General features: G+C 64.6%; 12 protein-coding genes. 7 read left to right on the top strand and 5 right to left on the bottom strand.

Annotated features, from left to right (window positions below; all coding sequences use genetic code 11):
- The 4 genes from ACSYDV_RS02270 to ACSYDV_RS02255 form a co-directional block, all read right to left on the bottom strand.
- The gene (locus ACSYDV_RS02270) at positions 1-750 is read right to left on the bottom strand and encodes an alpha/beta hydrolase family protein (RefSeq protein ID WP_438322114.1); all 750 of its coding nucleotides are present in this window, start codon (positions 748-750) and stop codon (positions 1-3) included.
- Between the two features lie 64 nt (positions 751-814).
- Positions 815-1,993 carry a PQQ-dependent sugar dehydrogenase gene (locus tag ACSYDV_RS02265; RefSeq protein WP_438322112.1) on the bottom strand — a complete coding sequence of 393 codons (1,179 nt, stop codon included), beginning with the start codon at positions 1,991-1,993 and terminating at the stop codon, positions 815-817.
- Positions 1,994-2,092: 99 nt separating this feature from the next.
- Entirely contained in the window at positions 2,093-2,728 is a 636-nt protein-coding gene (locus tag ACSYDV_RS02260) for a sigma-70 family RNA polymerase sigma factor (RefSeq protein ID WP_438322111.1), read from the bottom strand.
- On the bottom strand, positions 2,728-2,982 hold the full coding sequence (locus ACSYDV_RS02255) for a NepR family anti-sigma factor (RefSeq protein WP_438322110.1): 255 nt from the start codon (positions 2,980-2,982) through the stop codon (positions 2,728-2,730). The genes ACSYDV_RS02260 and ACSYDV_RS02255 overlap by 1 nt, the downstream gene beginning before the upstream one ends.
- A gap of 194 nt (positions 2,983-3,176) precedes the next feature.
- Here ACSYDV_RS02255 and ACSYDV_RS02250 point away from each other — a divergent pair, with 194 nt between their 5' ends.
- Entirely contained in the window at positions 3,177-3,779 is a 603-nt protein-coding gene (locus ACSYDV_RS02250) for a sigma-70 family RNA polymerase sigma factor (protein ID WP_438322109.1), read from the top strand.
- 55 nt (positions 3,780-3,834) lie between these two features.
- On the opposite strand, the gene ACSYDV_RS02245 is transcribed toward ACSYDV_RS02250, so the two are convergent.
- Positions 3,835-4,641, bottom strand: coding sequence for a response regulator (locus ACSYDV_RS02245; RefSeq protein ID WP_438322108.1), 807 nt, complete (start codon positions 4,639-4,641; stop codon positions 3,835-3,837).
- 220 nt (positions 4,642-4,861) lie between these two features.
- Here ACSYDV_RS02245 and ACSYDV_RS02240 point away from each other — a divergent pair, with 220 nt between their 5' ends.
- The 6 genes from ACSYDV_RS02240 (at position 4,862) to ACSYDV_RS02215 (ending at position 12,949) form a co-directional block, all read left to right on the top strand.
- Positions 4,862-6,382 carry a sensor histidine kinase gene (locus ACSYDV_RS02240; RefSeq protein ID WP_438322107.1) on the top strand — a complete coding sequence of 507 codons (1,521 nt, stop codon included), beginning with the start codon at positions 4,862-4,864 and terminating at the stop codon, positions 6,380-6,382.
- Positions 6,383-6,472: 90 nt separating this feature from the next.
- Positions 6,473-7,501, top strand: coding sequence for a ligase-associated DNA damage response exonuclease (locus ACSYDV_RS02235; protein WP_438322106.1), 1,029 nt, complete (start codon positions 6,473-6,475; stop codon positions 7,499-7,501).
- Positions 7,498-9,066, top strand: a complete 1,569-nt coding sequence (locus ACSYDV_RS02230) for a cisplatin damage response ATP-dependent DNA ligase (RefSeq protein ID WP_438322105.1) — start codon at positions 7,498-7,500, stop codon at positions 9,064-9,066. Before ACSYDV_RS02235 ends, ACSYDV_RS02230 begins: the two co-directional genes overlap by 4 nt.
- Before the next feature lie 92 nt (positions 9,067-9,158).
- Positions 9,159-9,773, top strand: coding sequence for a superoxide dismutase (locus ACSYDV_RS02225; RefSeq protein ID WP_438322104.1), 615 nt, complete (start codon positions 9,159-9,161; stop codon positions 9,771-9,773).
- Positions 9,774-10,031: 258 nt separating this feature from the next.
- Entirely contained in the window at positions 10,032-11,411 is a 1,380-nt protein-coding gene (locus ACSYDV_RS02220; RefSeq protein WP_438322103.1) for an L-serine ammonia-lyase, read from the top strand.
- Positions 11,412-11,836: 425 nt separating this feature from the next.
- Positions 11,837-12,949, top strand: a complete 1,113-nt coding sequence (locus ACSYDV_RS02215) for an S-(hydroxymethyl)glutathione dehydrogenase/class III alcohol dehydrogenase (RefSeq protein ID WP_438322102.1) — start codon at positions 11,837-11,839, stop codon at positions 12,947-12,949.
- Positions 12,950-12,951: the final 2 nt, after the last annotated feature.

Raw genomic sequence — 12,951 nt, 5'->3', positions numbered from 1 at the left:
TCAGTCCGCCCGCGCCACCTCTTCGGTCAGCGCCTTGACGATCGCCGTCACCGAATTGGGGGCATAGGCAAAGCCCATATGGCCGCAGTCGACCTCGACCTGCCGGTCGCTTTCATGCGCTCCCCCGCGCGCGCTGTTCACCGCGACCACCCCGTCATGCTTCGACCACAGCGCGAAGGTCGGCATTTCGGGGCGCGGCGCGGGGTGAAAGTCGATCGGCGGATTGTCGACCGGGTGGCGCGCGACAAGGTGATAAAGCCGCCACGCCCGATTGGCGCGGCGCGATCCGGAAAAGGGCGAACCCAGGGTGACGACGCGCGCGACCTTGCCGGGGTGGTGCTTGGCATATTCGCGCGCGTAAATCCCGCCGAGGCTCCATCCGACCAGCGCCGGGGCGTGGCCGGTACGGTCGATGATCCACTGGACGCGGGTGTCGATGCGCTCGATGATGTCGGGGGTCGCGCCGCGGTTGAAACCAAGGCCCCAGGCATAGCAGCGAAAGCCCGATCGGCGCAGGTCCGCGCGCAGCGCCTTCGTCGCCCAGTCGCCCGACAGAAATCCCGGAAGCACCATCACCGGGGGGTGATCGCTGTCGGGATTGGGCTCGGGCGGCATCGGCCGGATGCGTCCGGCAATCGCGCGGGCAAACCCGCCGATCTCGCTCCACAGCAGCTTCAGCGGCGGCGCGGCGTCGGGATCGGGGATGCGCGCGGGCCATTCGCTGCGACGGGAGAGGAAGCTGCGGATCATGGAGGGGATATAGTCATTGCTGTCCCCCGGCGAAAGGCGGGTCCCGGCTTTCGCCGGAGACCGGCTATTTCTTCGGTACCAGCTTCACCAGCTTGCCGTCCTCGCCGTCGGTGAGCAGCCAGACGGTGCCGTCTTCGCGCACCTCGACCTCGCGGATGCGGGTGCCAAGGTCCCAGCGGTCCGACTTGTGGAGCGTGTCGCCGTCCACGGCCATCCGCACCAGCCCTTCGCCCGACAGCGCCCCCATCAGCAGGCTGTTCTTCCAGCCCGGATAGACGTCGCCGCCGTACCAGACGAGCCCGCCGGGCGAGACCGACGGGTTCCACCACAGTTTCGGCGCCGCAAATTCGGGGCGCGTCGAATGGTCGGGAATATCCTTGCCATCATAATGGTCACCGTTCGACACGATCGGATAGCCGTAATTGGCCTTCGCCTCGACCAGATTGACCTCGTCGCCGCCCTTCGGCCCCATTTCCTGGTTCCACAATTTTCCGGTGCCGTCGAAGGCGAGGCCAAGGATGTTGCGGTGGCCGAGCGACCAGATTTGCGCGGTGACCCCGCCCCGATCGGCAAAAGGATTGTCGGCGGGAATGCTGCCGTCGGGATTCAGGCGCAGGATCTTGCCGAGATTGGCGTTCATATCCTGCGCGGGGTCGAACTTCTGCCGCTCGCCCGATCCGATGAACAGATATTTGCCGTCGGGGGAAAAGGCGAGGCGGTGCGAGAAATGGCCGCGCCCGGTGACCTTGGGGCTCTGCGTCCAGATCGTCTGGAGGCCGGTGAGTTTCGGCGCTGCGCCCTGTTCCAGCTTCGCGCGCGCAACCACGGCGCCAAAGGTGCCGCCATCGCCCGCCTCGACCCAGCTCAGATAGATATGGCCGCTGGTCGCAAAGTCGGGCGCGAGGATCACGTCGCCAAAGCCGCCCTGACCGCCATAAGCGACGCTCGGCACGCCCGCGACGTCAAGCACCGCGCCGCCTTCCTCCCACAGTTTCAGCTTGCCCGCCCGTTCGGTGATGAGCGCAAGGGGGGTGCCGGGGATGAAGGCCATCGCCCAAGGCTCCTTGAAGCGGGCGATTTCCTGCATCGTGAAGGGCGCGTTGGCGACCGGGGCGGCTGGATGTGCGCCCGACGCATCGAGTTTCGCGGTGTCGGCGGGGGCGGCGTTGCTGCTCGTCGTGCCCGCCGAACAGGCGGCGACGACCATTGCGGCGGAAAGCGCGAGGGCAGGGATCTTCGTCATCGGTGAATTCGCTTTGCTGGGGAAGGATGCGTCATTTTGGCGCGGTGGCGTGGCAAAGTCGAGACATGTCGTCGCCCCGCCGAAGGCAGGGCGGCGGGATTAGCGGCTCTCCGCTTCCCGTCTTGCGGTGATCGCCTCGACGCTGTCCATGATCGCGTCCATGGCCTCGCTCGCGGGCGTCGCGTCGGCGCGCTTCTGCGAAAATTGCCCGCCCGTCATAATATCTTCCAGCGCGGCGCGCGCGCGCGACACCCGGCTTTTCATCGTGCCCAGCGCGCAATCGCAAATTTGTGCGGCTTCTTCATAGGACATGCCGCCCGCGCCGACGAGGATCAACGCCTCGCGCTGGTCCTGGGGCAATTCCATCAGACCGCGCTGCAAATCGGCCATTTCGCCGCTGTCTTCCTGGCTTGCCGGGGTCGCCAGCGTCCGTTCGACAACGCCCTCGTCATATTCGCCGCGAAATTTGTTGCGGCGCATCTGCGACAGAAAGGTGTTGCGCAGGATGACGAAGGTCCATGCCTTGATCGAGGTTCCGCGCTCGAAACGGTCGCGCGACGCCCATGCCTTGACCATCGTGTCCTGCGTCAGATCGTCGGCCAGGTCGGGGTTGCCCGACAGGCTGCGGCCATAGGCGCGCAAATGGGGGATGACGTTGGCGAGGAGCGTCTTGAATTCGCTGTCGGAGAGGCTGGTGTCAGCCTCCTCCTGGGACGCAGCGGTCATACGGGTCATTACTGCTTCGGGCTTTTCTGATCGAGCTGGGACAGAAGGTCGAGCATATTGTCGGGCAGCTTTTCGGCAACGATATTGCCATAGATCATGCGCAGCTTGGCGCTCACCGGCTCGGGCGATTGCCGTCCGGTCAGCGTCCGGTGCCACTGATCGCCGCCGGTTCCGGGAAAGCTGCCCCGCGTCCGGCGCGGTGCGTCGGTCGTCGCGTGGAGCGCTTCCTTACCGTTGATCCTGTTGTTGCCGTGGGTTGCCATGTCGAAGCAACGACACAGGACGGCGCAAGTTCCCGCCCATCTTTAATTTTGCGACGGGGTGTTGCGGGCAGGGCACAGTGGCGGCGGTTCGTGCCGATTTGCGCTTAGGCTTTGCATCGGCCGAGCAAGGCGCTAAGCCTGTGTCATGTCCAAGACAATGATATTGCAATAAAGGTCAGTTTATCAGCGATTTAGTGCCTCAACCCCTCGACGATGACAGTTTCAAGCGCGAATTGGCGGCCATGTTGCCGCACTTGCGCGCCTTTGGTCGCAGCCTGTGCGGCAATGCCGATCTTGCCGATGATCTCGTCCAGGAAACGATGCTGAAGGCATGGAAGGCGCGCGCGCAATATGTGCCGGGGCCATCGAGCATGAAGAGCTGGGCCTTCGTCATCTTGCGCAATTGCTTCCTGTCGCAGATGCGCCGCAAGAAATTCACCGCCGAATATGACGAGCAGGCGGCCGAACGGCTGCTGGTCGCTCCCGACGATCAGGACGACAGCCTGCACCTCGCCGATGTGCAGCGCGCGCTGTTGATGCTGCCGGTCGATCAGCGCGAGGCGCTGGTGCTGATCGGGGCCGGCGGGCTGAGTTACGAAGAGGGCGCAGAGATTTGCGGCTGCGCGATCGGGACGATGAAAAGCCGCGTGTCGCGCGGGCGCCTCGCGCTGCAGACGATATTGGACAGCGGAACGATGCCGCTGCGCAGCGGCGACATCTCACCGGCCAGCGAGGCTTTTGCCGCGATCATGCACGATATCGACGAATTGACCGCGAACGGCCCCAGCGGGGACTAGCTCTGTTTTCGGCGAAAGCCGGGCGGGGGCCGGAACCCGCCGCCCGCGATTCGAATCACGCCGCCAGTTGCGGGGTGAACATCAGGCTCTGGCTGATCGCCGCGCGAACGGTGTTTTCGCGGAACGGCTTGGAAATCAGGAAGGTCGGCTCGACCCGATGACCGGTGAGCAGCCTTTCGGGAAAGGCGGTGATGAAGATCGCCGGGACCGGGGCCAGCGCCAGTATCTCCTCGACCGCATCGATTCCGGACGACCCGTCGGCCAGCTGGATGTCTGCGAGGACAAGCCCGGCGTCGGTCGCCGCAAATGCCGCGACGGCATCTTCATGGGTGGTTGCGATCCCCGCGACCGTATGGCCCAGCGCGCACACAATCTGTTCGAGTTCCATGGCGATCAGCGGCTCATCCTCGATGATCAGCACCGATGTCGGCGCCTCGCGGTCGAGATCGCCGACCGCTTCGGCAAGCAGGGCCTCGACGGTCGCGGCATTGGTGCCGGTGACGGTCGCGGCTTCGTCGACCGTAAAGCCTTCCAGCGCGGTGAGCAGCAATATCTGCCGCCCCAAGGGGGTGATCCGTGCAAGCTGACGATTGGCGGCGCGGACGATCGGATCTTCGCCATCGTCGCTACCCTCGCCATCGTCGATATAGGCGCTTTCCCAGATGCGGTGGAAATGGCGGTAAAGGTCGATCCGCGTGTCGTTGCCGGTCGTGCCGCCCATGTAAAATTCGTCGGGGGCGGCGACGATGACTTCCAGCGTCGTATGAACGAAATTGTCGCCATGTTGCTGACTGCCGGTCAGCGCGCGCGCATATCGGCGCAGAAAGGGCAGATGTCCGCGAATTTCTTCACCCAGTGGCATGCAATTCCTCCCTTTGATCTTTCTTCATACGCCCCCCGCGCAGGTCGGTTCCCCCTCGCGCCGTCAAAGCGCGTGCAATGACTGCAACTTGTCACGCTCCGGTGCGTAGAGTCAGCCGGGACGCGATGACGCCAGTGTAAGCGAGTGGAATGGAACAGTTTCTCTGTATACCGGCGAGGATGCTTTTGCAGGAGCCATATTCGTGGCACAGCGGCCCCGAATGAACGAAGATGCAGCCGCATCGCGATCGAATGAGGGGCGGGACTTGGCGGACGGCGGCGACAGCACTGCAGCGCAGACCGAAAGCTTGCGGCTCGCGACCCTGCGCGAATACCGCATTTTGGATACCGCCCCCGAACCCGCTTTCGACCGGGTGACCAAGCTGGTTGCCGACCTGTTCGACGCGCCGATCGCGCTGGTGTCGCTGGTCGACGATTGCCGTCAGTGGTTCAAGTCGGCGCATGGCCTCGATGTCCCCGAAACCCCGCGCGAAATCAGTTTTTGCCAATATGTGCTGGCCGACGGCGAGCCGTTGGTCGTCACCGACGTCGCCGGCGATCCGCGTTTTCAGGACAATCCGCTGGTCACGGGCGATCCGCACATCCGTTTTTACGCCGGGATGCCGCTGCGTGCCTATAATGGCGCGATCCTGGGGACGCTGTGTATCATCGACCGCAAGGTACGACCGGCGCTGACCGATCATGAACTCGCGCGGCTGGGCGATTTCGCGGCGATCATCATGGCGGAGGCCGATCTGCGCCGCACCGCGGCCGAGCGCGACGATGCGCGCCGCATGCTCGAACGCGCACTCGATTTTTCGGGGATTGCGACGTGGCAGGTCGATCCCCGGACCGAGGCGCTGAGCTGGCGCGGCGCGGTCGCCGATCTGTGGGGCGCGGATTTCGAAACTGCACTTGCGGACGTCCACGGTTTCCTCGCCCGCGTCCACGCCGACGACCGCGCCGGAGTGGCCGACGTGCTGGGCGAATCGATCGCGAACGGGACCCCCTATGCGACCGAATATCGCATCATCCACCCCGAACGCGGGGTACGCTGGATCGCCGGGCGCGGCGACTGGGATGTGCGGTCGAACGATGCGATGCTGACCGGGATCAACGTCGATATCACCGAACAGAAAAGCCGGCAGGAAAACGCCAATCTGCTGATGCGCGAATTGCATCACCGGATGCGCAACCTGTTCGCGACGGTCAGCGCGATCATCTCGCTTACCCGCCACGCGGCGCGCGACGTCGACGATTATGTCGAGCGGATCAGCAGCCGTCTCGACGCGCTCAACCGCGCGCAAAATGTGCTGCTTGGCGCCAATTTCATGACGGGGTCGATGCATGCGCTGATGCGCGAGGTGCAGGCGGCGTTCCCGCGCATCCGCTGGTCGGGCCCCGATCTGCTGCTTCCCGAAAATGCGCTGGTCGCGATGGCGCTGGTGTTCAACGAACTGGCGACCAACGCGGTCAAGCATGGCGCGCTGATCAGCGACACGGGGCAGGTCGAGGTGAACTGGTCGCAGGATGCAGAGGGCGAGGAGGCGCGGATGTTCCGGCTGACCTGGACCGAAACCGGGACGCCGGGGCTGGTGGGACCTCCCGACCGGACCAGTTTCGGCACGCTGCTGATGGAACGCAGCGTGCGCAACAATCTGGGCGGCTCGATCGCGCGTCATTGGGAACCGACCGGACTGGTGTGCGAAATCGCGCTGCCCGCCAAATGGCGCGAAGCATAGCCCGATCGGAAATTTGTTCCTTCTTTGTTCGATATGCTATGCGGACGAGATGATCAGGATGACGACGGCGTTACCGGCAGGCGGCGGCTGATGGCGAAAACCGGCCATTGGCTCGAACCGCATCCGCACGGGCTTTATGTCCGGCCCGCCGACCTGTGGATCGACCCGTCGCGTCCGGTCGAACGCGCGGCGGTCACTCACGGCCATGCCGATCATGCGCGCAGCGGGCATGGGGCGGTGTTCGCGACGCCCGAGACGCTGGCGATCATGGCGCTGCGCTATGGCGTCGATGTCGAGGCGAGTCATAATCAGGCCTTTCCCTATGGTGGCGGTTTCGAGCGCGGCGGGGTGCGCTTCAGCTTTCACGCCGCAGGCCATGTGCTGGGAAGCGCGCAGATCTTGATGGAATATGCGGGCGAGCGGATCGTCATCACCGGCGATTACAAACGGCGGCCCGACCCGACCTGCGCGCCGTTCGAGGTCGTGCCGTGCGACATATTCATCACCGAGGCGACATTCGGCCTCCCGGTGTTCCGCCATCCGCCGACGGGTGACGAGATTGCCAAGCTGATCGCCGCATTGCGCGCCGAGCCCGATCGCTCTGTCCTCGTCGGCGCCTATGCGCTGGGCAAGGCACAGCGGGTGATGGCGGAACTCCGCGCGGCGGGATGGGATGCGCCCATCTATATCCACGGCGCGCTCGAAAAAATGTGCGAACTATATGCCGCGCATGGCGTCGACCTCGGCGAGCTGCGGCTCGTTTCGGAAACCGACAAGGCCGAAATGGCGGGGCAGGTCGTGATCGCGCCGCCGTCGGCGCTGGGGGATCGCTGGTCGCGGCGGCTGCCCGATCCGGTGACCGCGATGGCGTCGGGCTGGATGCGCGTCCGCCAGCGCGCACGGCAACGCATGGTCGAGCTGCCGCTGGTGATTTCCGACCATGCCGACTGGGACGAGCTGACGACGACGATCGCGGAGGTGAATCCTAGGGAAAGCTGGATCACCCATGGCAGCGAAGAAGGCCTCCTGCGCTGGTGCGAACTTACCCAGCGCAAGGCGCGCGCGCTGCACCTCGTCGGGCGCGACGTTGAAGATGAGGGTGGGGAGGAGGAGGCGTGAAGCGCTTCGCGGCCCTGATCGACCGGCTCGTCTACACCCGCTCGCGCAATACGAAGCTTGCGCTGATCGCCGACTATTTGAAGCACACCCCCGATCCCGATCGCGGCTGGGCGATCGCGGCGCTGACCGAAAGCCTCGATTTCCCGGCGGTGAAATCGGCGATGGTGCGGGCATTGCTCGCGACCCGCGTCGATGAGGAATTGTTTCGCCTGTCGCGGCATTTTGTCGGCGATACGGCGGAGACGGCGGCGCTGCTCTGGCCCGATGCTCCGGGGCCGAAAGACGATCTCAGCGTTGCGGCGGCGGTCGATGCGCTAGCCTCCGCCAGCCGCAGCGACGCCCCCGCCGCCGTCGCGTCGCTGCTCGACCGGCTCGACGCCGACGGCCGCTATGCGCTGCTCAAGCTCGCGCTTGGCGGCATGCGCGTCGGTGTTTCGGCGCGGCTCGCGAAACAGGCGTTCGCACAGGCCTTCGACGTCCCCGTCGACGATGTCGAGGAACTGTGGCACGCGATTCCGCCGCCCTATGCACCGCTGTTCGCATGGGGCGAGGGGCGGGCCGAACGCCCCGACCTCAAGCATGTCGCCTTCTTCCGCCCCTTCATGCTCGCGCATCCGCTCGAGGAGGAAAGCGTCGACCTCGCCGATTATGCCGCTGAATGGAAATGGGACGGCATCCGCGTCCAGATCGTCCATGGTGGCGGCGAAACGCGGATATACAGCCGCGGCGGCGAAGAGATCAGCGGCGCTTTTCCCGAACTTGTCGCGGCGTTCGACCAGGATGCGGTGATCGACGGCGAACTGCTCGTGCGCGGCGAAGCGCAGGGCGGCCAAGCTGCCAGCTTCAACGCGCTCCAGCAAAGGCTCGGGCGCAAGACGGTGTCGAAGAAAATGCTCGCCGATTATCCGGCCTTCGTCCGCGTCTATGATCTGCTTGGCCTCGACGGCAACGACCTGCGCGGCCTGCCTTGGACCGAACGGCGACGGCAGTTGGAGGCCTTTGTCCCGCGTCTCGCCGACAGCCATTTCGACCTGTCGCAGCTGATCGAGGCGAAGGATTGGGACGACCTCGCCGAACGCCGCGCCGGTGCGCGCGATGCGGCGATCGAGGGGGTGATGCTCAAGCGCCGCGATGCCCCTTATGTGGCAGGCCGCCGCGCCGGCCTCTGGTATAAATGGAAGCGCGACCCGCTCACCGCCGACTGCGTGATGATGTACGCACAGCGCGGAAACGGCCGCCGCGCGAGCTTCTATTCCGATTACACCTTCGGCTGCTGGAACGAGGCGGGCGAGTTGCTCCCCGTCGGCAAAGCCTATTCGGGCTTCACCGACGAGGAGTTGAAATGGCTCGACAAATTCGTCCGCGACCACACGCTGAACCGCTTCGGCCCGGTGCGCGAGGTCGAAAAGTCGCTGGTGCTCGAAGTCGCCTTCGATTCGATCCATGCGTCAAAGCGCCACAAGTCGGGCCTTGCGATGCGTTTCCCGCGTATCGCACGCATCCGCCGCGACAAGCCGGCGGAGGAGGCCGACCGTATCGCGACGCTCCTGGCCATGGTGAGCTGAAAAATAACCGCAAAAATTCCGCGCTCCGGGGTTGCAACCGCCGGGGTGCGTCCCGAGTTAAGGGCCGGAATTCATAAAAAAGGAAGACTGCCATGACGATCGCCCATCCTCCCCTGCCTTATGCTCAGGACGCGCTGGCGCCGCATATTTCGGCCGACACGCTCGCGACCCATCATGGCAAGCATCACAAGACCTATGTCGACAAGGTCAATGCGGCGATCGAAGGCACGGAACTCGCCGACAAGTCGCTCGAGGAAATCGTTCACCACGCCGAAGGCGCGGGCAACAAGGGCCTGTTCAACAACGCCGCCCAGTCGTGGAACCACGCTTTCTATTGGGAAAGCCTGAGCCCGACCAAGACCGCGCCCGAAGGCGACCTGCTCGCCGCGATCGAGCGCGATTTCGGTTCGCTGGACGACCTGAAAAAGAAGCTCAAGGAAACCGCCGTCAATCATTTCGCGTCGGGCTGGGCATGGCTCGTCTCGCGCGAAGGCACGCTGTCGGTCACCGACACGCATGACGCGGGCACCGAACTCACCACCGGCATCAAGCCGCTGGTCGTGATCGATGTGTGGGAACATGCCTATTATATCGACCGCAAGAATCTGCGCCCGGCCTATGTCGATGCCGTGGTCGACGAACTGCTGAACTGGGATTTCGCGGCGGAGAATTTCGCCCGCGAGACGACTTGGGCCTACCCGGCCTGATGCCCAAACGCCTCCCCCTTGATGGGGGAGGCAGAGAGACTTGCGAACTTGTTCGCTAGTCGCAGCGGTGGGGGTGTGATCTTGGCATGGCGCCAGGTCGCACCCGCACCTCCATCCCACTTCGCCCAGTCGCTTTGCGGCAAGGCTGCGCATCCTTCCCCATCGCCTCGCGGCAGGGAAGATTTTTCTTGCAAGCCGTAACGAAAATTGCTCCCCGCGGGCCTATCCCGACGGCGTGGCTTCTCCTATAGCGCCGCGATGACGATCAGCCTCTTCGAACTCTTCAAAATCGGTGTCGGCCCTTCCAGCTCGCACACCGTCGGCCCCATGGTCGCCGCCCGCCGTTTCACCGTCTGGCTGGACGAGCAAGAACTGCTCGATCGCACCACGCATGTCGAAGCCGATCTCTATGGCTCGCTCGCGCTGACCGGCAAGGGCCACGCCGCCGATACCGCGATCGTCGCGGGCCTCGCGGGCGAAATTCCCGCATCGACCAGCCTCGCCGCGATCCGCGCCCATTGGGACCGCGCGAGTGACGAAGGCTGCATCTATCTCCTTGGGCGTCAGCGCGTCCGTTTCCAGCCAAAGCGCGACCTGCATTTCCAGATGCGCCAGCGTCAGCCGTTCCACAGCAATGCCTTGAGCTTGACGGCGCGCGACGGGGAGGGCGAAATCCTCGCCAAGCGCATGTATTTCTCGATCGGCGGCGGCTTCGTCGTCGACGAGGATGAGGCGGGCCGCAACAGCCGCGGCGCGGAGGACGAGGTCGAACTGCCCTATCCCTTCACCTCGGGCGCCGACCTGATCGCGATGGGCAAGGCGTCGGGCCTCAGTTTCGCCGAAATGATGTTCGCCAACGAAGTGCGTCACCGCCCGCCGAACGAGGTGACGGCGGGTATCGATGCGATCGCGGAGGCGATGGATGCCTCGATCGACGCGGGCTGTTCGAGCACCGGAATTTTGCCGGGAGGCCTCAAGGTCAAGCGCCGCGCGCCGCAGATCGCCGACGACATCCGCAACCGCCACGAAACCAATCTGATCGATCCGCTCGCGATGATGGACTGGATCAACCTGTGGGCGATGGCGGTAAACGAGGAAAATGCTGCAGGCGGCAAGGTCGTCACCGCGCCGACCAACGGCGCGGCGGGGATCATCCCCGCGGTGATCCGCTTCTACCGCCGCGGCTATCGCGGCGACGCCGCCGGGGTCCGCACCTTCCTGCTCGCCGCGGGCGCGGTGGGTGCACTCTACAAGCGCAACGCCAGCATCTCGGGCGCCGAGGTCGGCTGCCAGGGTGAAGTCGGCGTCGCCTGCTCGATGGCGGCGGCGGGGCTGACGGCGGCCTTGGGCGGCACTAACGCACAGGTCGAAAATGCCGCCGAAATCGGCATGGAGCACAACCTCGGCCTCACTTGTGATCCGATCGGCGGCCTTGTCCAGATCCCGTGCATCGAACGCAATGCGATGGGCGCGATCAAGGCGATCGACGCCAGCCGCATCGCGATGATCGGCGACGGCACCCATGTCGTCAGCCTCGACACGGTGATCGTCACGATGCTGCAAACCGGCCGCGACATGCGCGACAAATATAAGGAAACCTCGAAGGGCGGGCTGGCGGTCAGCGTCGTGGAATGTTGATCACCAGGTTACTTCCATCGTCACCCCGGACTTGATCCGGGGTCCCGCTTTTGAATGCATCGGCAGGCTGTAATTCCAACAGCTGGACCCGGGATCAAGTCCGGGGTGACGAAAAAGGGGGCAAGACGAAATAGGGGAAGCCGCACCCGGAAAATGCTGTCCTACAATATTGCGCGGGCATACCTGTCCCTCGTGACATGTTTCACCCTTTCCCGCATGCGCGTTGCACCCGCCATCCTGCCGCCCGCAACCGCTGCCGGGGAGGCGAAACAAGGGGGGACGCGCCCTGTACTTCCTATACTTTGGAATAAAATTACGCGCCCGTTCGGCGACCGGCCCGACGTGCATGGCGGGGCACGACGCGCTCGCATCTTGCATTGCTGCGGCGTTTGCCTGATTGGGACGGCTGAAAAGGAGACCCGCTCATGAAGACCCGCGCTGCCGTTGCGTTCGAAGCGAAAAAGCCGCTCGAAATCGTCGAACTCGACCTCGAAGGCCCGAAGGCGGGCGAAGTGCTGGTCGAAATCATGGCGACGGGCATCTGTCACACCGATGCCTATACGCTCGACGGCTTCGACAGCGAGGGCATTTTCCCGAGCGTTCTCGGCCATGAAGGCGCCGGGATCGTGCGCGAAGTCGGCGCGGGCGTGACCAGCGTCGTCCCCGGCGACCATGTCATCCCGCTCTACACCCCCGAATGCCGCCAGTGCAAAAGCTGCCTGTCGGGCAAGACCAACCTCTGCACCGCGATCCGTGCGACGCAGGGCAAGGGGCTGATGCCCGACGGCACCACGCGCTTTTCGTACAAGGGCCAGCCGATCTTCCATTATATGGGCTGCTCGACCTTCTCCAACTTCACCGTGCTGCCGGAGATTGCGGTCGCGAAAATCCGTCAGGACGCGCCCTTCCAGTCGAGCTGCTACATCGGTTGCGGCGTCACCACCGGCGTCGGCGCCGTCATCAACACGGCAAAGGTGCAGGTCGGCGACAATGTCGTCATCTTCGGTCTCGGCGGGATCGGCCTCAATGTCATTCAGGGCGCGCGGCTCGCGGGCGCGAATCAGATCATCGGCGTCGACATCAACCCCGACCGCGAGGAATGGGGCCGCAAGTTCGGCATGACCGACTTCCTGAACACCAAGGGCATGAGCCGGGAGGAAGTTGTCGCGGCAATCGTCCAGCTGACCGACGGCGGCGCCGACTACACCTTCGACGCCACGGGTAATACCGAAGTGATGCGCACCGCATTGGAGGCCTGCCATCGCGGCTGGGGCACCTCGATCGTCATCGGCGTCGCCGAGGCGGGCAAGGAAATCGCGACGCGCCCGTTCCAGCTCGTCACCGGGCGCAACTGGCGCGGCACCGCGTTCGGCGGCGCGAAGGGCCGCACCGACGTTCCCAAGATCGTCGACATGTATATGCAGGGCAAGATCGAGATCGACCCGATGATCACCCACGTCATGGGGCTGGAGGAAATCAACAAGGGCTTTGATCTGATGCATGCGGGGACAAGCATCCGCTCCGTCGTCGTGTTCTGAGG

The organism is Sphingopyxis selenitireducens, from assembly GCF_051550705.1.
Taxonomy (GTDB): Bacteria; Pseudomonadota; Alphaproteobacteria; order Sphingomonadales; family Sphingomonadaceae; genus Sphingopyxis.
This window is presented reverse-complemented; position numbering and strand designations above follow the sequence as displayed.